At 71.0% G+C, this 20,814-nt stretch carries 20 protein-coding genes; 12 read left to right on the forward strand and 8 right to left on the reverse strand.

Going from position 1 to position 20,814, the window contains the following annotated elements; translation table 11 throughout:
• Positions 1-313: 313 nt before the first annotated feature.
• Both ACRX5S_RS37670 and ACRX5S_RS37675 read right to left on the reverse strand, forming a co-directional pair.
• Complete coding sequence (locus tag ACRX5S_RS37670) at positions 314-1,129, reverse strand: hypothetical protein (protein WP_436777763.1); 816 nt, start codon at positions 1,127-1,129, stop codon at positions 314-316.
• A 150-nt stretch (positions 1,130-1,279) separates the two neighbouring features.
• Positions 1,280-2,446 (reverse strand): acetyl-CoA C-acetyltransferase, encoded by a 1,167-nt coding sequence (locus ACRX5S_RS37675; protein ID WP_436777764.1) that lies wholly within the window; start codon positions 2,444-2,446, stop codon positions 1,280-1,282.
• A 226-nt stretch (positions 2,447-2,672) separates the two neighbouring features.
• Here ACRX5S_RS37675 and ACRX5S_RS37680 point away from each other — a divergent pair, with 226 nt between their 5' ends.
• From ACRX5S_RS37680 to ACRX5S_RS37690, 3 genes are all read left to right on the forward strand, one after another.
• The gene (locus ACRX5S_RS37680) at positions 2,673-3,839 is read left to right on the forward strand and encodes an acyl-CoA dehydrogenase family protein (RefSeq protein ID WP_436777765.1); all 1,167 of its coding nucleotides are present in this window, start codon (positions 2,673-2,675) and stop codon (positions 3,837-3,839) included.
• Positions 3,840-3,874: 35 nt separating this feature from the next.
• Positions 3,875-4,921, forward strand: a complete 1,047-nt coding sequence (locus ACRX5S_RS37685; protein WP_436777766.1) for an acyl-CoA dehydrogenase family protein — start codon at positions 3,875-3,877, stop codon at positions 4,919-4,921.
• Between the two features lie 520 nt (positions 4,922-5,441).
• Positions 5,442-6,635: an FAS1-like dehydratase domain-containing protein gene (locus tag ACRX5S_RS37690; RefSeq protein WP_436777767.1), complete on the forward strand. Its 1,194-nt coding sequence runs from the start codon at positions 5,442-5,444 to the stop codon at positions 6,633-6,635.
• A gap of 42 nt (positions 6,636-6,677) precedes the next feature.
• On the opposite strand, the gene ACRX5S_RS37695 is transcribed toward ACRX5S_RS37690, so the two are convergent.
• Complete coding sequence (locus ACRX5S_RS37695; protein ID WP_436777768.1) at positions 6,678-7,121, reverse strand: nuclear transport factor 2 family protein; 444 nt, start codon at positions 7,119-7,121, stop codon at positions 6,678-6,680.
• A 174-nt stretch (positions 7,122-7,295) separates the two neighbouring features.
• Between ACRX5S_RS37695 and ACRX5S_RS37700 the strand changes: the two genes are divergently transcribed.
• The gene (locus ACRX5S_RS37700; protein ID WP_436777769.1) at positions 7,296-7,691 is read left to right on the forward strand and encodes a hypothetical protein; all 396 of its coding nucleotides are present in this window, start codon (positions 7,296-7,298) and stop codon (positions 7,689-7,691) included.
• On the opposite strand, the gene ACRX5S_RS37705 is transcribed toward ACRX5S_RS37700, so the two are convergent.
• Together ACRX5S_RS37705 and ACRX5S_RS37710 are read right to left on the reverse strand one after the other, a co-directional pair.
• Positions 7,676-7,840: a hypothetical protein gene (locus ACRX5S_RS37705; protein ID WP_436777770.1), complete on the reverse strand. Its 165-nt coding sequence runs from the start codon at positions 7,838-7,840 to the stop codon at positions 7,676-7,678. The genes ACRX5S_RS37700 and ACRX5S_RS37705 overlap by 16 nt on opposite strands.
• Positions 7,841-7,859: 19 nt before the next feature.
• Entirely contained in the window at positions 7,860-9,761 is a 1,902-nt protein-coding gene (locus tag ACRX5S_RS37710; RefSeq protein WP_436777771.1) for an FtsX-like permease family protein, read from the reverse strand.
• Between the two features lie 308 nt (positions 9,762-10,069).
• Between ACRX5S_RS37710 and ACRX5S_RS37715 the strand changes: the two genes are divergently transcribed.
• Positions 10,070-10,354, forward strand: coding sequence for a hypothetical protein (locus tag ACRX5S_RS37715; RefSeq protein WP_436777772.1), 285 nt, complete (start codon positions 10,070-10,072; stop codon positions 10,352-10,354).
• Between the two features lie 60 nt (positions 10,355-10,414).
• Here the strand turns inward: ACRX5S_RS37715 and ACRX5S_RS37720 are convergent, their stop codons facing one another.
• Complete coding sequence (locus tag ACRX5S_RS37720) at positions 10,415-11,191, reverse strand: enoyl-CoA hydratase/isomerase family protein (protein ID WP_436777773.1); 777 nt, start codon at positions 11,189-11,191, stop codon at positions 10,415-10,417.
• 175 nt (positions 11,192-11,366) lie between these two features.
• Here ACRX5S_RS37720 and ACRX5S_RS37725 point away from each other — a divergent pair, with 175 nt between their 5' ends.
• From ACRX5S_RS37725 to ACRX5S_RS37735, 3 genes are all read left to right on the forward strand, one after another.
• Positions 11,367-12,992 (forward strand): FadD3 family acyl-CoA ligase, encoded by a 1,626-nt coding sequence (locus tag ACRX5S_RS37725; RefSeq protein ID WP_436777774.1) that lies wholly within the window; start codon positions 11,367-11,369, stop codon positions 12,990-12,992.
• Positions 12,993-13,175: 183 nt separating this feature from the next.
• Positions 13,176-13,715, forward strand: a complete 540-nt coding sequence (locus ACRX5S_RS37730; RefSeq protein WP_436777775.1) for a DUF4365 domain-containing protein — start codon at positions 13,176-13,178, stop codon at positions 13,713-13,715.
• Positions 13,712-14,908: a hypothetical protein gene (locus ACRX5S_RS37735; protein ID WP_436777776.1), complete on the forward strand. Its 1,197-nt coding sequence runs from the start codon at positions 13,712-13,714 to the stop codon at positions 14,906-14,908. The genes ACRX5S_RS37730 and ACRX5S_RS37735 overlap by 4 nt, the downstream gene beginning before the upstream one ends.
• A gap of 22 nt (positions 14,909-14,930) precedes the next feature.
• Here the strand turns inward: ACRX5S_RS37735 and ACRX5S_RS37740 are convergent, their stop codons facing one another.
• On the reverse strand, positions 14,931-15,827 hold the full coding sequence (locus tag ACRX5S_RS37740) for an NAD(P)-dependent oxidoreductase (RefSeq protein WP_436777777.1): 897 nt from the start codon (positions 15,825-15,827) through the stop codon (positions 14,931-14,933).
• 60 nt (positions 15,828-15,887) lie between these two features.
• Here ACRX5S_RS37740 and ACRX5S_RS37745 point away from each other — a divergent pair, with 60 nt between their 5' ends.
• The 3 genes from ACRX5S_RS37745 (at position 15,888) to ACRX5S_RS37755 (ending at position 18,254) form a co-directional block, all read left to right on the forward strand.
• The gene (locus ACRX5S_RS37745) at positions 15,888-16,238 is read left to right on the forward strand and encodes a winged helix-turn-helix transcriptional regulator (RefSeq protein WP_436777778.1); all 351 of its coding nucleotides are present in this window, start codon (positions 15,888-15,890) and stop codon (positions 16,236-16,238) included.
• Between the two features lie 316 nt (positions 16,239-16,554).
• The gene (locus ACRX5S_RS37750; RefSeq protein ID WP_436777779.1) at positions 16,555-17,403 is read left to right on the forward strand and encodes a helix-turn-helix transcriptional regulator; all 849 of its coding nucleotides are present in this window, start codon (positions 16,555-16,557) and stop codon (positions 17,401-17,403) included.
• A gap of 77 nt (positions 17,404-17,480) precedes the next feature.
• Complete coding sequence (locus tag ACRX5S_RS37755) at positions 17,481-18,254, forward strand: SDR family NAD(P)-dependent oxidoreductase (protein WP_436777780.1); 774 nt, start codon at positions 17,481-17,483, stop codon at positions 18,252-18,254.
• A 359-nt stretch (positions 18,255-18,613) separates the two neighbouring features.
• On the opposite strand, the gene ACRX5S_RS37760 is transcribed toward ACRX5S_RS37755, so the two are convergent.
• A complete protein-coding gene (locus ACRX5S_RS37760) occupies positions 18,614-19,447 on the reverse strand; it encodes an enoyl-CoA hydratase/isomerase family protein (protein WP_436777781.1) in 834 nt (277 codons plus the stop codon).
• A gap of 106 nt (positions 19,448-19,553) precedes the next feature.
• Between ACRX5S_RS37760 and ACRX5S_RS37765 the strand changes: the two genes are divergently transcribed.
• Positions 19,554-20,504 (forward strand): LLM class flavin-dependent oxidoreductase, encoded by a 951-nt coding sequence (locus tag ACRX5S_RS37765; protein ID WP_436777782.1) that lies wholly within the window; start codon positions 19,554-19,556, stop codon positions 20,502-20,504.
• The last annotated feature ends 310 nt before the right edge of the window (positions 20,505-20,814 follow it).

Here is a 20,814-nt window from a genome sequence, read left to right on the forward strand (position 1 = left end):
ACATCCAACCGGCGTCAGGCACCCCGAAGCCAACCGGCAACCCGGTCAACGTTTCCGGTCACAGCACTAGGTGGCCATCGAACGCCATCCCGCGTGGGCGGTACGCCTCCGCGAACTCGAAGCGCAGGCCGCCGCCGTCGACGACCGGGACCGGAGCGCCGGGCGGCCTCCGGCGGTTCGGCCTCCCGGCGGGCGGCTGGTTCCTCGCGCTACCCGTGCCCCGCGCGTTCCTCATCGTGATCCCGCTGGTCATGCCACCCCTGCACCTGGCGCAGCAGGGCCGCCGTCCCTTGGAGGGCTGGGCGGACTGGGGTCAGGGGAGGCGGGGGGTGGACAGGCGGAGGAGGAGTTCCAGGTCGGGGATGTCGAAGGCGGGGATGCGGAGGCGGCGGGTCGGGGGGTGGCCCAGGGGGAAGGTGTCGGGGGTGCGGCCCTGGGTGTCCTGGTAGTCGATGCGGAGGAGTGAGCCGAGGTCGGCTTCGGTTTCGGCCGCGTACATGAAGGTGTTGCGGAGCGAGGTGATCGCGGCCCAGGGGATGTCGGTGCCTTCGTGGCGCAGGCCCTCGGGGGTGGCGGTGAGGGGGCCGCGGGTAACCTCGCCGCCGTTTGCCAACGCGGCTTCTGCGGCGGGGAGTTGGGCGTCGACGACCTTGCGGCAGAGGTGGTCGACCAGGGGCGCGAGGGGCGAGGTCGGCAGGTTCAGGTTGCCGCCGACGTGGATCAGGAACTCGGGCCTGGTGACGGGGGGATCCATCATCGTTGCGCGGGCGACGGTGTCGTCGGCGAACTGGAGCATCAGTCGGTGGGTCCACCTGATGTGGACCATGGGGAAGGGGAGGTCGTCGTCTTCGCCGACTTCAGCCGAGCTGTTGTCGACGCGTCCTTGGTCTTCGGCGGCGTCGATCTCCATGTCGTTGGCGGACCAGACGTGAGCGACGTCCTGCCACGCGTACGTGCGGGGTGTGGTGTCGCGCTCGCGGCCCTCGGTGTCGCCGAGCAGCACCAAGCGGTCCTCGTAGACCGCGATTTCGGCTCTCCGCAGCCCGGTCGTGCGGTTGACCGTGCAGGCCAGCGTCCCCTTGGGGGCGCCTCCGGCCGGTTTGCGCGAACGTCGCCACCACATGGCCATTCCGACACCCCCGTTGGGACCGTACGGTCCTGATGGCTGGGCACACTAGCCGCCGTGGCAGGCGGTGTGACCACGGCGGCGTCGCGAGAAACGGCGAGGGCGGCCGTCCCGGAGTGGTCCCGGGGCGGCCGCCCTTCGAGGCGGGGTGGGTCAGCCGAGGCGTTCGATGATGGTGACGTTGGCGAGGCCGCCGCCCTCGCACATGGTCTGGAGGCCGTAGCGGCCGCCGGTGCGCTCCAGGCGGTGCAGGAGGGTGGTCATCAGGCGCGCGCCGGTGGCGCCGAGGGGGTGGCCGAGGGCGATTGCGCCGCCGTCGGGGTTGACCTTGGCGTGGTCGGCCTTGATGTCCTTCATCCAGGACAGCACGACCGGCGCGAAGGCCTCGTTGATCTCGACGCTGTCGATGTCGTCGATGCCGAGGCCGGTCTTGGCGAAGGCGTACTGGGTGGCCGGGATCGGTGCGGAGAGCATCTCGATCGGGGAGCCGCCGCGCACGCTGATGTGGTGGATGCGGGCGCGCGGGGTCAGGCCGTACTGCTTGAGGGCGCGTTCCGAGACGATCAGCAGCGCGGCCGCGCCGTCCGAGATCTGCGAGGCGACGGCGGCGGTCATGCTGCCGTCCTCCATCAGAACCTTGAGCTCGGCCATCTTCTCCAGCGTGGTGCCCCGGCGCGGCGGCTCGTCGGTGGTGACCAGGTTGCCGTCGACCTCGATCGGGGCGATCTCCTTGGCGAAGTGGCCGTTGTCGATCGCGTGCAGCGCGCGCTCGTGCGAGGCGAGGGCGAATTCCTCCATCTCGCGGCGCGTGATGCCCCAGCGCTTGGCGATCAGCTCGGCGCCGTAGAACTGGTCGACGGGCTCATCGCCGTACCGTGCGACCCAACCCTTGGAGCCGGAGAACGGGTCGGTGAAGCCGAACTGCGCCGCCGAGGTCATCGCCGCCGAGATCGGGATCTGGTTCATGTTCTGCACGCCGCCGGCGATGACCACGTCGTTCGTGCCCGACATGACGGCCTGCGCGGCGAAGTGGATGGCCTGCTGCGACGACCCGCACTGGCGGTCGATCGTGACGCCCGGCACGTCCTCGGAGTATCCGGCCGCGAGCCACGCGGTGCGGGCTATGTTGCCCGCCTGCGGGCCGATGGCGTCGACGCAGCCGAGCATGACGTCCTCGACCGTGTCGGGGTCGATGCCGCTGCGCTCGACGACGGCCTTGAGGGCGTGTGCCCCCAGGTCCGCCGGGTGGACGCCCGCGAGGGAGCCCTTCTTGCGGCCGACCGGCGTACGGACCGCCTCGACGATGTATGCCTCGGGCATCGGCTCTCCCAAGCTCTACCGGGTGATGTGACGGACTCTTGCGCCGACCCCGGCTTCGGGGTCGGATTCTGCGACGGAACTCTGCAATGGTCGGGGACTGTGCGACGGAGTGCGACGGAGTGATGTAACGGACACCGTCTCAACCACTGACCTGACGGTCCGTCAGTTATATGCTACCCGCGCCCGGCGAAACGCCGAAGACGCGAGCAGTGTGAGGAGTGTCCCGGTGGATCTGGAGTTCTCACCGAAGGAGCAGGAATTCCGGCAGGAGGTCCGCTCCTGGCTGGAGGCCAACGTTCCGGCCACCCCCCTGCCCTCGATGGACACGGAGGAGGGCTTCCGGCTCCACCAGGAGTGGGAGCGGAAGCTCTTCGACGCCCGTTGGGCGGTCGTCTCCTGGCCCAAGGAGTACGGCGGCCGCGAGGCCGGCCTGACCGAGTGGCTGATCTTCGAGGAGGAGTACTACCGCGCGGGCGCGCCCGGCCGGGTGAGCCAGAACGGCATCTTCCTCTTCGCCCCGACCGTGTTCGAGTTCGGCTCCAAGGAGCAGCAGGACCGCTACCTGCCCAAGATGGCCTCCGGCGAGGAGATCTGGGTGCAGGGCTGGTCCGAGCCCGAGGCCGGGTCCGACCTCGCCAACGTGCGCTCGCGCGCGGACCGCGACGAGGAGCGCGGCGGATGGGTGCTCAACGGGCAGAAGATCTGGAGTTCGCGCGGCACGTACGGGCACCGCCTCTTCGGCCTCTTCCGCACCGACCCGGAGTCGCGGCGGCACCACGGCCTGACGTACTTCATGGTCGACCTGGCCTCACCCGGGGTGACCGTGCGCCCGATCCCGCAGCTCGACGGCGAGCCCGGCTTCGCCGAGGTCTTCCTGGACGACGTCTTCGTCCCGGACGCCGACGTGCTGGGCGGCGCGGGCGAGGGCTGGAAGATCATGATCGCCACCACCGGCAGCGAGCGCGGCCTCAACCTGCGCAGCCCGGGCCGGTTCCTGGCCCCCGCGAACCGCCTCCTGGACCTCTACAAGGAGCGCGGCGGCGGCGACCAGGTGCTGCGCGACGCGGCGGTGCAGGCGTGGATGGACGCCGAGGCGTACCGCCTGTTCACCTTCGGCACCGTCACCAAGCTGCTGGACGGCGGCCAGATCGGCGCCGACTCGTCCATCAACAAGGTCTTCTGGTCGCAGATGGACGTCGAGCTGCACGCCACCGCGCTGAAGCTGCTCGGCGGGTACGGCGAGCTCGACGAGGGCTCGCCCGACGCCGTCGACGGCGCGCGCTGGCTGGACGGCTTCCTCTTCGCCCTCGGCGGCCCGATCTACGCGGGCACCAACGAGATCCAGCGCAACACGATCGCGGAACGCATCCTCGGCCTCCCTCGGGCCAAGTAGGCAGTCCCGGGCCAAGCGAGCAAAGGAAACTGACGATGCGTCTGGCATTCACTGAGGACCAGCAGCTCTTCCGGGAGACCGTGCGGGACTTCCTGGCCGCGAGCTGCACCACCGAGCACCTGCGCGCCGCGTGGGCGGCGGACAGCGCGGTGTCGTCGCGCTGGGCCGAGCTGGCCAAGATCGGCGTGACGGGGCTCGTCGTCCCCGAGGCGCAGGACGGCCTCGGCCTGACCGACGAGGAGCTGTCGGCGGTCCTGGAGCAGGCGGGGTACGCGGCGCTGCCGGAACCGCTGCTGGAATCCGCGGTCGCCGCCGGACTGCTGGCCGAGTTCGCCCCGGGCGCCGGGTGGCTGGAGAAGATCGCGGCGGGCGAGGCGACGGCGTCGGTGCTCCTGCCGGGACAGCCGTTCGCGATCGAGGCGGCGGCGTCCGACGTGCTGGTGGTGGGTCTGGTCAACGCCGCGGGCGAGGCCGAGGTGCACGTCGCGAACCCGGCCGACTACGACCTTGTCGCGCAGCGCTCGGTGGACCGCAGCCGCAAGCTGTTCCGGGTCGGCTTCGCGCCGGAGCCGGAGAGCCTGGTCGCCTCCGGTCCGGCGGCCGCGGCCGCACTGGCGCGGGCCGCGGACCGGGGCGCACTGGGCGCCTCGGCGATGCTGCTGGGGCTCGCGAGGCGCATGTTGGACATGGGCGTCGAGTACGCCAAGCAGCGCGTCCAGCGCGGCGTGCTCATCGGCACGCACCAGTCCGTGCAGCACCACCTGGCGAACGTGCTCATCAAGATCGAGTTCGCCCGTCCCGTGGTGATGCGCGCCGCGTACTCGCTGGCCCGCGACCTGCCGTCGGCCGCGCGCGACGTGTCGATGGCCAAGATCTACGCCGCCGAGGCGGCCGACCTCGCGGCCCGCAACTCGCTCCAGGTGCACGGCGCGATCGGGTACACCGAGGAACACGACCTCCAGCTCTTCATGAAGCGTGCCTGGGCGCTGGGCGCGGCGTGGGGCGACTCGGGTCACCACCGCGCGCGGGTGGCGGCGGATCTGCTGTCGGACGCACCGGCGCCGCTGACGCCGGGGTTCTGAGCGGGGGCGTTTGTGAACAGTCGTTTGGGAACAGTCGTTTTGTGAACAGTCGTTTTGTGAACAGTCGTATATGAACGGCCGTTTGCGAACCGGCGTTTGCGAACCGGCGTTTGCGAACCGGCGTTTGTAAACCGGCGTTTGTAAACCGGCGTTTGTAAACCGGAGTTTGTGAATGGGCGTTTACGAACCGGCATTCACGAATGAGCGTTTACGAATTGGCGTTCATGAATGGGTATTTGTAAACGTCCGTTCGTAAACCGCCGTCCCTTCTGGCTCACCGTCGCAACCTGACATACCGTCACCACACGGCTCCGTAGCGGGGAACCATCAGGGCAGCGCCCCGCCACGGCCCGAAGAGCGGCTCACCGGCCCGGACACGCATCGGACCGGCGGGCCGCTCTTTGTCGTCGTCCCGCCGCGTCCGGCGCCCGATTTAGCTTGTCCTTGTCAAGCAAATGGGTAGGGTGTGCGGCGGCAGCCGACTACCGGTGACCGCCACGACGACGGCGAGGGGGCGGGTTTGACCACCGACATCGACACCGAGGAGCTGGAGACGCAGCTCCAGGAGTGTGTCGCGAAGGGCACGAAGTCCGTCGTACGCGCGCGGCACGCGGTCAATGCGCCCATGCTCGACCTCTGGGCCGACGCGCTCGGCGACCCCAACCCCGTGTACCGCGAGGCCGCAGCGGCGGAGGCGACCGGGCGGCCCGGGATCATCGCGCCGCCCACCATGGTTCAGGCCTGGACGATGCCGCAACTGTCGGCGCTGGCGGGCACGTTGCCGCAGGTGCCGGGGTACGCGCCGTACCTGGGCGGGCGTTCGGCGGACGAGGTCGCGGCGGAGAAGGCGGCATCCGACACCGGGGACAACCCGGCGGCGGCCGTGCACCGGCTCCTCACCGCGCACGGGTACAGCGCGCGGGCCGCCACGCGGTGCCGGCAGGTGTACCACCGTGAGGCGCAGGTCGGCGACCACCTCTCGTGCGAGTCGGTGCTGACCACGGTCTCGGAGCGGAAGAACACCGCGATCGGGACCGGGTACTTCGTCACCACGCGCATGACGTTCCGCGACCAGGACGGGGCGGATGTCGCGACGGTCGACTGGACGGTGTTGTGCTTCCGTACGCCTGAAGCGCCGTCGGTGCCGTCCGCGCCGGAAACACCGGAAACACCGGAAGCGCCGGAAGCGCCGGACTCGGTGACCGGTGGCGGCGATGCCGACCGAGACGGCACGGGGGGCGGCTCCGAAACCGCCGCGACCGCCGCGACCGGGCGTACCTGCCTGCCCCGCAAGGAGGTTCCCGCTGTCGGGGACGCCCTGCCCACCACCGTGATCCCGATCACCCCCACCTTCGTGATCGCGACCGCCTTCGCCACCCAGGACTTCTACGCGGCGCACCACGACGCCGACTGGACGCGCGAATCGCTGCGCCGCCCCGGCATCTTCACCAACATCCTGGCCACCACCGGCCTCGTCGGCGGCGTCGTCACCGACTGGGGCGGCCCCGCCACGCGCCTCCTTGAAGTCGACCTCAAACTCCTCGCCCCCAACCACACCGGCGACACCCTGACCTTCAACGGCGAGGTCACCGAAATCGGCGGCGAGGGCGGCGACGACACCGGCGAGCGCGACGAGGTCCTGGTGAAGGTGGCCGGTTGGAACTCCCTCGGCCCCCACGTGCTGGCCACCGTACGAGCCCACGTCCCGGCGTAACGCGCCGCGGTCAGGCCGTAGTTGGCGTCCGGCCCGGGCCGACTACGCGAAGGCCCGCGCCACCGCGAGGCTGTCCTCGTAGACGTGGTGACGCGTGATCAGGCCGTCCTCGACCGTGAGGTGCAGCGCGAACCGTGCGCTGTACGCCCGGCGCGTCGACCGCGCGGTCTGCCGGATCTCCCCGAACACGACCGCGTGCGCACCGTCGACGAGGACGCGTTCGACGACCGTGGCGACTTCCTCGGGTATGTGGTGCTCGCCGATCTGGCGGAAGTGCTCGGCGGCGTCCGCACGTGAGGAGCGGTGCCGGATCCACGGGGTGGCGGCCCGGCCGTGTTCGGACTCGGGCCAGTCGAGCTTCCAGTCGGCACCGTCCGCGTAGAGCGCGGCGATGTGCCCGGGGTCGCCCGCGGCGATGCGCCCCAGGAGATCGTCGACGACGCTACGCGTGGTTGCGGCATCGGCCGCGGTGTCTTTCCGGTCCATGTCCCCCTGCTCTCCGTGAGGAGCTGTCGACCGCCCGTCGGCCGACCGCGCTGTGAGGGAACGTACGCGCGCGGACTCGGCGGCGAATCAGTCGCGCATAAGTCGTCCGGGGATGTCGCGGGACGGTCGGCGGTCGGCGCGCGTGCCGTGGGAGCGGGACGTAGGGTCGTGTGCGTGAAGATCGTCAGGTCGGGGTGGTGCGCAGGGGCGGCGGAGCGCGACGCGACGGCCTCCGGCGGGCTGTTGGTCAGCGTCACGGACTTCACCGCCCACCGGGGGACGGACCTGCCCGGGATCGCGCGGGCCGGGTTTCGGTTGCGGCGGGTATGGCCGACGCTGGACGGCGCGGTCGGGCTCTGGCTGTGGACGATTCCGCGCGGGCGGCGTGCGGGGTCGGTCGCGGTGTGGCGTGACGCGGACGCGATGCGCGGCTTCGTCGGCCTGCCGGAACATCTGGCGATCATGCGGCACTACCGCGACCGGGGTACGACGCGCACCTGCACGTGGACGGTCGAGCACCTCGTCCGGCAGCGCGTTTGGGTGGACGCGGAGGCTTACCTGCGCGGGTGAACGGGGGCCCGGGCCGACCGGTGCCGCGGGCGGCGGCGTTTGCGGGCTGCGCGTACTGATGCGCGCATCTCCAGGGCCCACAGGGCGATCAGCACGACGACGATGTGCCACACGCCGGCCTGGCCGATCAGGTTTCCGAGGTCATCCATGAGTTCCACGTCCCTCCGCTCACGCTTCCCCGCGTACGCCGCGGCTCGCGGACACCGACAACAGCGCCGCCGGGACCGCGATCGCGGCGCACGCGGCCACGGCCGCACCCGCCTCGCGCCACGGCAGCGACACCGGGCCCGGCCCGATGAGCAGGGCGATGGCCGTCCACAGCGGTACGAGCGTCGCCGCGGCGGCCAACACACCCAGGAGAACTCCCAGTACCACCATCAGCGTTGCCTCGACGGCCGCGGTCCGCGCGACCTGTGCGCGCGTCGCCCCGGACATCCGCAGCGCCCGCCACACCGGCGCCTGGTCGGCCGTCGACATGGCGGTGGTGTTGGCGATCGCGACGCCCGCGTACAGCAGCGCGACGCCGAGCACGAAATAGACGGCCAGGCGCCTGCGTTCCTCCGTGCCGCCGTGCACGTCCGCCCGTGCCCACTCGGCGGCGGTGTGCACAGCGGCGCCGGTCCGTGCGGCGGCTGCGCGTACGGCCGCCTCCGCCTGCGCGCCGGGCTCCCCGTCCGGCCGGTTCACGAGCGTCAACGGCTCGGCGCCGGGCGGGGCATGACCGAGCGTCAGGAGCGCGGGTGTGCCACCGGTGCCTTCCGCGACGACCGCCGCTATGCGCAGCGACCGCTCGGTGCCGTCGGCCATGCGTACCGGGATGACCGCGCCGATGGTGGTCTGCGCCCAGCCGTCGGGGACCACGATCGCGTCGTCCGCCAGATCGGCGAGCGAACCGGCGGTGATCTCAAGGTCCATGACCGTCGCGAGCGTGGCGGGGTCGACCGCGAGCGCGTCGAGCTCCACCCACTTCGCGGCGGCGGGTGTCAGCGACACCTGCGTGGGGATGGTGATCACGACCGCCAAGTCCGGTTCACCGACGCGTAGTTCGTCGGCAGGCAGTGCACCCTGGACGACGAGTTCGGCGGTGATGCGCTGCTCGGCGTCGCGTACCTTGGCCGCGTCGACCGTGTCGGTGGCGCCCAGCAGCGAGACGGCGAGGGCGACGGTCATCAACACCGGCGCGACGGTGGCCGCGGTGCGGCGCGGCGACGCGAGGACGCCCGAACGCGCGAGTTCGAGGGCGACCGGCTCGCGGCCGCGCGTCACCCGCCCCAGGGCGCGCAGCGGCGGCCCCACGAGGGCCGGGGCCAGCAGAGCGACGCCGGGGACGACCAGCATCGGGGCCAGCGTGCGGTGCTTGCGGTGGATCGCCTCGCCGGGTGTGACCACCGCGGTGAAGCCGAGGTACGCCACCGCGCTCGCGAGCAGCACCGCCCCCACCACGATCCGGGTGCGGGACGACTCGGCGTCGTCTACTGCGGCCGTCCGCAGCGCCTCGACCGGGCGTACCCGAGCAGCCTGCCGGGCGGCGACCAACGCACCGGCCAGCGCGACGGCGATGCCGGTGGCGAAGGCGGTGTAGTACGGCCAGGTGACGTGACGCATCGTCAACCACGAGGGGGAGAGCTCGTGTTCGCCGAGCCAGTCGATCAACTCGGGGGCGGCCGAACGGCCTAGGAAGCAGCCGAGCAGCCCGGCCGGGACCGACAGCAGGAACGCCTCGCGCAGCACCAGCCGCCGCACCTGTCCGGGGGTGGCTCCGACGCTGCGCAGCAACGCCAGTTCGCGGCGCCGCCGGGCGACCGAGAACGCGAACGTGGACGCCACGACGAATCCGGTGGCGAACACGGCGATTCCGACGGCCGTGCCGGTGAGCGCGTTGGTGGTGACGAGCGCGTCGTGGTCGTCGCCGGTTCCGCGGGCGGTCGCCGAGGACGCGAGCGTGAGCAGCATCGACGTGACGACGGCGACGCCCAGGGCGAGGGTCGCGAAGCTGCCCGCGAGGTCGGCGTACCGGCGACCCGGCCCTCTCTTACGGATCTTGCCGGGCTCGCGACGCCTGGCACGCATGCTCGCGGCGTTGCGGGCCATTGCGAATACGACCGAGTGCGAGCTGCGGGCCCGCGCCTTGCGATCGCGTACACCAGACGCTGCGGGCTGTCCGGCAGCATCCGAACGCGAGGACCTTGGCATGCTACGAGTCAACCGGCGGACGAGGTGCGCGCGGGATGGTGCCGGCGCCCGATTGCGGGTGGGGCTAGCCCCACCCGCCGCCCTCCGGCTGAACCCACCCAGGTCCGCGCGCGCGTTCCCGCCGGTGGCGGAACTGAGTACGAGCGCTCATGCCGGTGTGCCGTCGTTACGCGAAGGTGGGGCTTATGACGTCGAACCTGCCGAGGCACCGCGAGCGGAGCGTCGACCGCGAGTACGTGCGGGAACCACCGCGCTCGCACACACCGCTGAAGTTGGCCGCCGTCGTGCTGTTCGTGGCCGCCGGGTTCCTGTTCACGGGCGGCCTGTTGGTGTTGTCCGCCCGCGAGTTGGGGGACGAAACCGCGACGCAGGGCGGCGCCCTCATGCTCGGGTCGGCGAGTTGTGCCACGGTGGCGGTCGCCATTGCGGTGGCCGTGGCCACACACGGCGCCCGCCGCCGCGGACACTGACGGCCGGTGCCGACGCCCGTCGGCGGTACCGGCACCACCCGTCTGCCCTCGTCGTCGGTGTCAGCGGACCCGGTACTCCTTGCTCCGCTGCTGGAAAAGCCCCGCCTGCTCCGACCACGCCAGGTTGCCCAGCGTGATCATGTGCGGCGCCATCGTGAGCGCCTGAGCGCGCGTCATGTCGCGTGCCGCCCAGATCGACCGGACCGAGCCCTCGACGCCGTGCGGCGGGTACGCGGCGATCGCCTCCGCCGCCCACTTCGCCGTCTCGTGCAGCTCGTCGGCCGGGACCACCTGCGATACGAGGCCCGTCTCGTACGCCCGCCGCGCGCTCATCCGCTCGGCGTTCCCGAGCAGCGTCAGCCGCATGACCTCGCCGAGTGGCATGCGCTGGGCCAGGTGCATCGACTCGAAGCCGGAGACCATGCCGTACGTCGTGTGCGGGTCGAAGAACGTGGCGTTTTCACTCGCGATGATGAACTCGCACTCACCCAGAAGGTAGAAGGCGCCGCCGCAGGCCATGCCGTTGACCGCGATGATGACCGGCTTCCACAGGTCGGAGTACTTGGGGCCGATCTTCAGCATCGGGTCGTCCATCATGTACGGCGACGACGGCTGCGGGATGTCGACCGACCGGTCGATACCGGTGCAAAACGCCTTGTCCCCGGCCCCGGTGAGGACGATCACACGCACGTCGTCGTCGTGCCGCAGCTCGCGCCACAGGGTGTGCAGCTCTTCGATCATGACCAGGTCGACCGCGTTGTGCCGGTCGGGGCGATTGAGCGTCACCCACGCGACGCCGTCCGCCTGTTCGTACCCGAGCGTCTCGAACTTGCGCATGTGCCCCACTCCTCCTGGTCGGCCCGCGTTGTCGGCCTGGCTGCGAATCCGGCGCGAATCCGGCGTGGTCTCGATCTCCCGGTCGGCAGCTTCCCTCGCCGCCCTGATCTGACGTACCGTCAGCTCAGACTAGCAACGGCACAGGCGGCCACCGTCGGACCTCTCAGGAGCGATCATGCAGGGTGATCTGGAGTGGGGCAGCATCCCCGCCCTCGTCGACAGCGCGGCCGAGCGCTTCGGTGACCGCGAGGCCGTCGTGGACGGCGCCGTACGCATCACCTTCGCGGAACTGCGCGACAAGGTGCGCGCCGCGGCCGCGGCGGCCGTCGCGGCGGGCGTGGAGAAGGGCGACCGCGTCGCGATCTGGGCGCCGAACGGCCGCGACTGGATCACCTCCGCACTCGGCGCGCTCGCCGCGGGTGCCGCGATCGTGCCGATGAACACGCGCTACAAGGGCGCCGAGGCGCAGTACGTCCTGGAGAAGACCCGGGCCAAGCTGCTGTTCGTCTCCGGCACCTTCCTCGGCGCCTCGTACGTCGCCATGCTGCGCTCCTCGGCGGGCGAGGGCACCGCGGGACGCCCGTTCGCCGCGCTGCCCGACCTCACCAGCGCGGTGGTCTTCTCGGACAGTGCCCCGGACACCTGCGTGACCTGGGCCGACTTCCTGGCCGCCGGGCAGTCCGTGCCCGCCTCGACGGTCGACGAGCGCGCCGCCTCGGTCGCCTCGGAGGACCTCGGCGACATCATCTTCACCTCCGGCACCACCGGGCGGCCCAAGGGCGTCATGACGACCCACGGCCAGTCGCTCCGCGTCTTCGAGACGTGGGCGAGCACCGTGGGGCTGGCCGAGGGCGACCGCTACCTGATCGTCAACCCGTTCTTCCACACCTTCGGCTACAAGGCCGGCATCCTCGCGAGCCTCATCAAGGGCTCCACGATGATCCCGATGGCGGTCTTCGACGTGGACGCCACGCTCGCGCTGATCCAGGCCGAGAAGGTCACCGTCCTGCCGGGCGCGCCGACCATCTACACCTCGCTGCTCGACTCCGGCTCGCGCGGCAAGTACGACCTGTCCTCGCTGCGCCTCGCCGTCACCGGCGCAGCCTCCGTGCCGCTGTCCCTCGTCACGCGCATGGCCGACGACCTGGGCTTCGGCACGGTCCTGACGGCGTACGGCCTGACCGAGTCCTGCGGCACCGCCACCATGTGCCGCCAGGGCGACCCCGCCGAGATCATCGCCTCCACCTCGGGCCGCGCCATCGACGGCGTGGAGATCGTCACCGTCGACGAGTCCGGCAAGCCCACCGCCCCCGGTGAGGCGGGCGAGGTCTGGGTGCGCGGCTACAACGTCATGCGCGGCTACTTCGAGGACCCCGCGGAAACCGCGAAGGCCGTCGACGCGGACGGCTGGCTGCACACCGGCGACGTGGGCGTCCTGGACGACCAGGGGAACCTGCGCATCACCGACCGCATCAAGGACATGTACATCGTCGGCGGCTTCAACGCCTACCCCGCCGAGATCGAGTCCGTCCTCGCCGGTCACCCCGCCGTCTCCGAGGCCGCCGTCATCGGCGTCCCCGACGCCCGCATGGGCGAAGTCGGCAAGGCGTACCTCATCCTCCGCTCCGGCACTTCCGTCACCCCCGACGAAATCGTCGACTTCTGCCGCAAGGAAATGGCCAACTACAAGGTCCCGCGCTACGTCGAGATCGTCACCGAGTTCCCCCGCAACCCCACCGGCAAGGTCATGAAGTTCGAACTCCGAGCCCAGGCCGCCGAAGAGTTCGCCGCCAAGAAGTGACCCTTCGGGTGGCCGCGCCTCGCGGCCACCCGCCCCGCCGAACGCCCGGCCGCGGCTGGACGAACAACCAAGATTCGCCCTCACCGCGCACTCGCCCTCAGTACGTTGATGACGCACGGCGAACGTCGTGAGCATCGAAGACTTGGGGGAGTCTTGGCCGCAGGCCGGGTCGCGAAACGCGACATGGGACCCGACGACCTGGTCGACGGGCAACTGCCGATGACCGCGCGCGAGGAGCACTTCAGCCTGGCATTCCTGCGCCTGATCGTCTACGAGGCCGGTTGCTCGATCAAGGCTCATGAGACCGACTATGACGGGGTCGACGTCACGATCGTCTCGTCGGCGCAGTACGACCGCTGGTTGGCACCGCAGTTCGAGCTGCAAATGAAGTGCACGACGCAGCAGGACTGCCTGAAGGACGATCACGTGGCCTGGCGTGTGAAGGCCAAGCCCTTCCGCAAGCTCACCGCCGGACCCCGGTTCATCCCCGCCTACCTCGGTGTGCTGGTGATTCCGCCCGCTCCCGAGCCGTGGCTGAACGTCGACCACGAGCGTCTCCTGACGCGGAGCCGCTTGTTCTGGCGTCCCGCCTCGGAACTCGCCACGACGGATGAAGTGGGCGAAACTCGGACAGTTCACTTGCCTCGACGTAACCTCTTCGCGCGGGAACAGCTTCTCGGCATCATGAAGGCCATCGGCGACGACGAGGGAGGGGCCTGGTGACGACAACCGGCCGCGCCGACTACCGCGAGGCGGCTTCCTCGCTGACACCTGCCGCTGTCGCGCAATTTCTCGCCGCGCACGACTGGCAACTTGAGGCGCGCCAAGACCGGGTCAAGGAAATCTGGCGTCTGCCAAGTGGCTCCGGCCACCCCGCGGTCCGGCTCATGCTGCCGCTGGCCACCGAGTACATCGACTACCTGGCGCGGTTCACCGACACGCTGACCGAGTTGGGGCACATCCACGACTGGGATGCGGGCCAGCTCATCGAACGAGTCGCCGCGACGCGGGCCGATCTCGTGCACGTCCGGTTGGACCAGCCCATGACCGACGGCACGATCCCGTTTCAGCAGGCGGACAACACCCTCCAGGCGCTCTACAAGCTTCTGAAGGCCGCCGCGACCAGCGCGGCGGCCCCAGGGCACTCCCATCGCGGGCGACGCCCCGCGGTCGTGTCCGATTTCCTCGACGAATCCGTACGCCTGGGCCACACCAAGCGGGGCAGCTTCGTCTTCACCGTGGTGACACGGCTCGGCGAGCCGGTGCCCGACGATCAGACGGTTGTCGCTCCGAGCTCCGCGCCCTTCGCCCGCTTGGTCATGGCGACCATGGCCCAGGGCCTGGAGACCACCCGCCGCCTGACCCGCGAGTGGGACGAGGCGGCGCTCGCCACCGCCGCCGAGCAGGGGCTGAGCGCAGGGCTGGTCGAGGCAGTGGAGGACATGACCCAGCCCGAGGAACTGCGGTCACTGGACCTCTCGTTCGACTGGGCGGCGGGACAGTCGAGGCCCGACGTCGGGCTTGAACCGATTGTCCTCGACCGCGATGTGAAGGCCGGTCTGTCGCGCGTGCGCGAGAAGTTGATCCGCCGGGAGGAGCCGCCGCGCCGCGAGATCCTGATGGGGCTGGTCAAGAGCATCACCCGTGAGGACGCACAGACCGGCAACCGTGATGAACGCGTCGCGACCGTCGTCTTGTTCGCGGAGGTGGGGGGGCGCATGCGGAACGTGCATGTAACGGTGGTCGGTCGCGACCACGAGTGGGCAGTGATGGCATACCAGATCAACGCCCCGCTCACCGTCTCAGGCGACCTCGTTTTCGAGCGCCGCGCGTGGCGGCTGACGGGGCACGTCGAGGTTGATCCGAGCTTCCTGGAGCACTACTCCGCGTCCCACCCGTCGTCCTCGGACGGTTAGGCGGGCTGCGCGGCTGAGGGGGTCAGCCGCGGCTGAGGACGTCGGCTACGCGGGTGAAGCCGTCGGTGGGGTGATTGAGGTCGATCGCCTTGCGGGCGAGGGATTCGGCGGCCCGCATGATGCTTGCGTCGATGCCGTGGGTCTCCGAGGCGTGGACGATGTGGGCCATCGACGACACGGCCGAGGTGATGGGGTTGCCTTCGCCGGAGTGGGTGTTGTTGTCGATCTCGGCGGCGGTGTCGGCGAACACCGGCGGGAGGATCGCGCCGATGCCCTGGGCGAAGGGCAGGAGTTCGGTGGCGGAGATGCCCTCTGCCTTGGCGATGGCGACGGCATGCATGTAGCCGGACATCGCGGTCCAGAAGATGTCGAGCAGGGCGACGTCGTACGCGGCCGCCCGGCCGATGTCCTCGCCCAGGTGGGTGTGGGTGCCGCCGAGGACGTCGAGGACCGGTCGGTGTCGGGCGTACAGGGGCTGCGGGCCGCTGTGGATGAGGACCGCGTGCGGGGTGCCGATGGTGGTGGTCGGGGTCATGATCGCGCCGTCGAGGTAGTCGACGCCGTGCTCGGACGCCCACGCGGCGGTGTCGCGGGCGCGGTCCGGGGTGTCCGCGGTCAGGTTGACCACCGTGCGGCCCTTGAGCGCCGAGGTGACCGGCCCGTCGCGCAGGATCGCGTCGGACGCGTCGTAGTTGACGACGCAGACCACCGTCAACGGGCTTGCGGCGACCGCCTCTTCGGCGGTCATGGCGCGCTGCGCGCCGCGGGCGACGAGTTCGTCGTCGCGGCCGGGCGTCCGGTTCCAGACGACGGTGCGCAGGCCCGCGTCCAGGAAGGCGCCGGCCAGCGCGCGGCCCATGGGGCCCAGGCCGAGCACGGTGACGGAAGAAGCGGCGGTCGGGTCGGTGTTGGGGGACATGAGGGTACTCCCGTACGGCAGAGATCGATTGCTGACAAATAGCTGCAAAAGGGGTTGTGCATGACGCGCAGGAGGGCTGCGGACCCGGGTGTCTGCGGTGTCACCGCCGCGATCGGCGTGGTCGACGGCAAGTGGAAGACGGCGCTGCTGTGGATGCTGGAGACGGGCCCCCGGCGTCCCGGCGAACTGCGCAGGGAACTCCCCGGCCTCACCGAGAAGGTGTTGGCCGACGCGCTCCGCGAGATGCGGGAGGACGGGCTCGTCCACCGCGAGGTGCACGACGTCCTGCCACCGAAGACGGTCTACTCGCTGACCGACCTCGGCCGCGAACTGTCCGAGGCACTGGCCCCCCTCTCCGACTGGGGCCACCGCCTCATGGACCTCCGGGCCCAGGAGCGTTCCGCGTCCTGACCGCCACCTCCTGACCACAACCTTCGTCCGACCGCGCGGCACCCACAAGTACCCACAAAAAGGTGGGTGTCCGGGCTGGAGGTTGGGGGCGGAGGGGTTGGGGCGGGGAGGACGGTGAGTGGTCGGGGCACCTGCCGACCGCGCGGCACCCACAAATATCCACACAAAAAGGGATGGGTGTCCGGGATCCACACAAACAGGGATGGGTGTCCGGGCTGGAGGTTGGGGGCGGACGGCAGGTCGTCGGGGGCATCTGCGGCGGGGTGTGGCGGGTGGTCCGGCCGAGTGGGCCGCGTGGCGGATTAGCCTGGTCGGCATGGTGGACATATCCCGGCTCCCGGCGGAGGCACGGCAGCGGCGGCGGGTCGAGTTGCGCGAGTTCCTGCGGTCCCGCCGGGCACGCCTGACGCCCGAGGACGTCGGCATGCCGGCGGGCCGCGGACGCCGCACGCCGGGCCTGCGGCGCGAGGAGGTCGCCGTCCTCGCCGGGGTCGGCGTCAGCTGGTACACGTGGCTGGAGCAGGGCCGCGAGATCAACGTCTCGGCCGACGTGCTGGACGCCATCGCCCGCGTCCTGCGGTTCGAGGCGGTCGAACGCGACCACCTGTACCTGCTCGCGGGCCTCAACCCGCCGCCCGCCGCGCCGGTGGACCGGCCGGTCCCCGACGAGGTGCGGAGGGTGATCGAGGGTTGGATGCCGAGGCCCGCGTACGTCGTGGACCGGCACTGGAACTTCGTCGCCCTCAACGCCGCCGCCCGTCCGGTCTTCGACTACGGCGACGCCGCGCACAACTGCCTCGTGAGCTTCTTCACCAGCGCCCGCCAGCGCCGCGAATGGGAGAACTGGGAGGACGTGGCCCGCACGATCGTCGGGCAGTTCCGCGCCGACGCGGCCCGCTACCCGGACGACCCGGAGTTCGGCCGCATTGCCGACGACGTGTGCGCGGTCAGCCCGGCGTTCGCGGAGATCTGGGCCCAGCACCCGATCGGCTCCGCGACCCGCGGCACCAAGACCCTCGTCAACCCCGAGGTCGGCCGGCTGTCGTTCGAGTACACCTCGCTCCCGCTCCCTGACCTGCCCGGACACCGCATGATCCTGCACTCGCCCGCCGTCGGCACCGACACCGAGGCCAGGTTGGCGAAGCTGCTCGCGGCGGCCGTCTGACGCGCGAGGGTGGTGCTGCCGGACCCAGGTTCAACGCGCACTGCCGGGCCCGGCGGATCGGCCGCAGGATCATGGCCATGAACCGACACACGAACAAGACGGTCCTGATCACCGGCGGCACCAGCGGCATGGGGTACGCCACCGCCCGCAGGCTCCTGGACGAGGGCGCGTACGTCGTCGTCACCGGCCGCACGCAGCCCCGCCTCGACGCGGCGGTGACGCGCCTCGTCGCCGAGACGGGGGTGGCGCCGACGCGGATCCTCGCGGTGCGGGCGGACGTCGCCGTACTGCCCGAACTCGACGACCTCATCGACCGCGTGCGGGCCTGGCGCGGCTCCCTCGACACCGTCTTCGCGAACGCCGGGGTCGGCGTCTTCAAGCCCAGCGCGGAGATCACCGAGGCCGACTTCGACCACACCGTGGACGTCAACTTCAAGGGCGTCTACTTCACGGTCGCCAAGGCCCTGCCGCTGCTCAGGGACGGCGGCGCGATCGTCATCAACGCGTCGTGGACGGTGCACCGGGGCCTGTCCGTCGCCTCGGTCTACTCGGCCACCAAGGCCGCCGTCCACAACCTGGCCCGCACGCTCGGCGCCGACCTCGCGCCGCGCGGCATCCGCGTCAACTCCGTCAGCCCCGGCTACATCGACACCGAGATGTACCGCGACGTCAACCCGGACCCGGGCGCCGAGGCCGCGAACTCCGCGGAGGTGCCGATAGGTTCCCTCGGCCACTCCGAGGACGTGGCCGCCGCGGTGGCGTTCCTGGCCTCCGAGGACGCCGCGTACATCACGGGTCAGGACCTGGTCATCGACGGCGGCCTGGTGGGATCGGTCCCCCAGGCGGCATGAGGGGGAGGGGCGGGGGAGCGGGTACGCCCTGCACCGCACGCGCACCCTGCCTCGGGGCGCCCGTCGCGCCGCAGCCCGCCCTCGTCGCGCGGCTGCCCGCGGCGGCCCCGCCCCGGAGGCCCGCCGTGCTGCGGCTCGCTCACCGCGCGGACTCTGCCGCGGCTCTCGTGGGCGTCCCCGCGGCGGGCCTCACATGGCGGGCTAACGCGGCGGGCTCACGTGGCGGGCCCGTGCGGCGGGCCTCACGTGGCGGGCCCGTGCGGCGGGCCTCACGTGGCGGGCCTACGCGGCGGGCCCACGTGGCGAGCCCCACGCGGCGACCGCCAACGACGGCCGCCTCGCCCGAACCACCTCCCGCCCTACTTCCCCTCGAAGTTCGGCGTCCGCTTCGCCGCCTTGGCGCCGTACCCCTCGGTGATGTCCTCCGACGCCAGGGTCACGGCGGCGGTCATCGCGGTCTGGGCGAGGGCGTTGTCGAGGGCGGCGTCGGCGTAGGTGTCGATCGAGCGCTTGATGCCCTGGACGGCCAGCGGGGCGTTGGCGGCGATCTGGGCGGCGATCTCGCGGGCGGTCTTGTCGAGGTCGTCGCGCGGGACGACGAGCTGGACGAGGTTGAGGCGTTCGGCGGTGGCGGCGTCGATGCGGCGGCCGGTCAGGGCGAGGTACTTGGCCCACCCGGCCCCGGCCTCGCGCGCGATGCGCATGTCCCCGCCCGCGTCGACGGCCACCCCGAGCTGCGCCTCGGGGAGGGCGAAGACCGCGTCGTCCGCGGCCACCCGGATGTCCGCCAGCAGAGCGAGCTCGAAGCCGAAGCCCAGCGCGTAGCCCTGCACCGACGCCACGACCGGCTGCGGCAGGCGGGCGAACGCGCGGAACCGCTCGTGCACCCAGCGCAGCCCCTCGTAGTAGTTGCGGGTGCGTTCGGAGCCGGAGCGGCCGCTGATGTTGCCGCCCGGGGCGGTGACGTCGATCCCGGCGCAGAAGGCCCGGCCCTCGGCGCGCAGCAGGACGACGCGGATCTCCGGGTCGAAGCGGATGCGGTCGGCCATGACGCCGAGCTGGCGGCTGGCCTCCCAGCTCCACCCGTTCAGCTTCTCGGGACGGCAGAGCGTGACGACGCCGACACCGTCCTCCACGTCGAGGCGCATCCGCTCCTCGCCCGGCTCGATGGTCGGATCGGTGGTGTTGATCACGTGCCTGTCCCCTCGGTATGCGCCCGATCGGTCTTGTCTGACGGTGCGTTAGATCGGAGTATGTGACCGGTCTTCAGATGACACAAGGTGAGACAGGGAGTCCCCGATGGCCGCGATCCTTCCCCCCGGAGTCCTGCATTACGGCATGCAACTGCCGATCCAGTCGCAGAGCAAGCTGTACGCGGAGGCCTGGGAGGAGACCGCCGGCCCCGACGACCTGGCGGCCATCGCGCAGGCGTGCGACCGAGGCGGCTTCGCCTACATCGCGGTCTGCGACCACACCGCGATTCCCCGCAGCCACGCCCCGATGATGGGCACCGAGTGGTGGGACACCATGACCACGCTCGGCTGGCTCGCCGGCCTCACCGAGAACGTGCGCCTCGTCAGCCACGTCGCGGTGCTCGCGTACCGCCACCCGATGGCCACCGCGAAGGCCTTCGCGACCCTGGACGTCATCTCGAAGGGCCGCGCGATCGTCGGCGCGGGCGCGGGCCACGTCGAGGCCGAGTTCGAGATGTACGGCCTGGACTTCAAGGACCGCGGCCCGGCGCTGAACGAGTCGCTGGAGCTGCTCGACCTCGCGCTGCGCGAGGAGTTCGTGACGTACGAGGGCAAGCGCTTCCAGGTCAAGGACATGGGTGCCCGCCCGCGCCCCGTGCAGACCCCGCGCCCGCCCATCTGGATCGGCGGCTCGGCCGGCGCCGCGCTCAAGCGCGTCGCGAAGTACGCCGACGGCTGGCTCCCGCAGGGCAGCCCGCGCGCCACCTTCCCCGACCAGGTCGCCGAGCTGCGCCGCCTGCGCGAGGAGTACGGCCGCGCCGACGAGGCGATGGACATCGGCGCGATCACCGAGATGCTGTACGTCGGCAAGCCGGACTGGGAGGTCGGCGAGCACACCCTGTCCGGCAGCCCGGAGCAGCTCGCCGAGTCGCTGCGCTGGTACGGCGAGCAGGGCGCGAACCAGATCCAGATCCGCTTCCGCAACCGCACGCTCCAGGAGCTGCTGGACCAGATCGAGGCATTCTCGACGCAGGTTGCCCCGCTGCTGGGCAAGTAGCCGACTTTCGACACCCCTGGCGCGCCGCCCCCGCGGCGCCGCCGGAATCGCGCGGCGTGCCGGACACTTGTACGGCAGATCCAGTACGGATCCAGTACACATGTACGGCAGGCCGCGCGACACGTGGCACGGCCCGGTACGAGTTAGGCGAACCTTAGATGAGTCTGATCTCACGGCACCGGGTCACTCGCCAAATGTGAAATCTGACGTACCATCAGGAAATCGCGGTCGGTCCTCGGAATGCGCCGTGGAGGGCCGCGAGACACCGCACCACGCAGGCGCCTCTGTATCGAAGTAGGGAGTCCGGGTC

This window comes from Yinghuangia sp. YIM S09857 (assembly GCF_051388915.1).
GTDB lineage: Bacteria > Actinomycetota > Actinomycetes > Streptomycetales > Streptomycetaceae > Yinghuangia.

What these genes read in the sequence shown, in the direction of transcription:
- ACRX5S_RS37670 (WP_436777763.1), bottom strand. Translation starts at nt 1,129, where the DNA reads ATGGCCATGTGGTGGCGACGTTCGCGCAAACCGGCCGGAGGCGCCCCC.
- ACRX5S_RS37675 (WP_436777764.1), bottom strand. Translation starts at nt 2,446, where the DNA reads ATGCCCGAGGCATACATCGTCGAGGCGGTCCGTACGCCGGTCGGCCGC.
- ACRX5S_RS37685 (WP_436777766.1), top strand. Translation starts at nt 3,875, where the DNA reads ATGCGTCTGGCATTCACTGAGGACCAGCAGCTCTTCCGGGAGACCGTG.
- ACRX5S_RS37695 (WP_436777768.1), bottom strand. Translation starts at nt 7,121, where the DNA reads ATGGACCGGAAAGACACCGCGGCCGATGCCGCAACCACGCGTAGCGTC.
- ACRX5S_RS37705 (WP_436777770.1), bottom strand. Translation starts at nt 7,840, where the DNA reads ATGGATGACCTCGGAAACCTGATCGGCCAGGCCGGCGTGTGGCACATC.
- ACRX5S_RS37710 (WP_436777771.1), bottom strand. Translation starts at nt 9,761, where the DNA reads ATGCGTGCCAGGCGTCGCGAGCCCGGCAAGATCCGTAAGAGAGGGCCG.
- ACRX5S_RS37715 (WP_436777772.1), top strand. Translation starts at nt 10,070, where the DNA reads ATGACGTCGAACCTGCCGAGGCACCGCGAGCGGAGCGTCGACCGCGAG.
- ACRX5S_RS37720 (WP_436777773.1), bottom strand. Translation starts at nt 11,191, where the DNA reads ATGCGCAAGTTCGAGACGCTCGGGTACGAACAGGCGGACGGCGTCGCG.
- ACRX5S_RS37725 (WP_436777774.1), top strand. Translation starts at nt 11,367, where the DNA reads ATGCAGGGTGATCTGGAGTGGGGCAGCATCCCCGCCCTCGTCGACAGC.
- ACRX5S_RS37730 (WP_436777775.1), top strand. Translation starts at nt 13,176, where the DNA reads ATGGGACCCGACGACCTGGTCGACGGGCAACTGCCGATGACCGCGCGC.
- ACRX5S_RS37740 (WP_436777777.1), bottom strand. Translation starts at nt 15,827, where the DNA reads ATGTCCCCCAACACCGACCCGACCGCCGCTTCTTCCGTCACCGTGCTC.
- ACRX5S_RS37745 (WP_436777778.1), top strand. Translation starts at nt 15,888, where the DNA reads ATGACGCGCAGGAGGGCTGCGGACCCGGGTGTCTGCGGTGTCACCGCC.
- ACRX5S_RS37750 (WP_436777779.1), top strand. Translation starts at nt 16,555, where the DNA reads ATGGTGGACATATCCCGGCTCCCGGCGGAGGCACGGCAGCGGCGGCGG.
- ACRX5S_RS37755 (WP_436777780.1), top strand. Translation starts at nt 17,481, where the DNA reads ATGAACCGACACACGAACAAGACGGTCCTGATCACCGGCGGCACCAGC.
- ACRX5S_RS37765 (WP_436777782.1), top strand. Translation starts at nt 19,554, where the DNA reads ATGGCCGCGATCCTTCCCCCCGGAGTCCTGCATTACGGCATGCAACTG.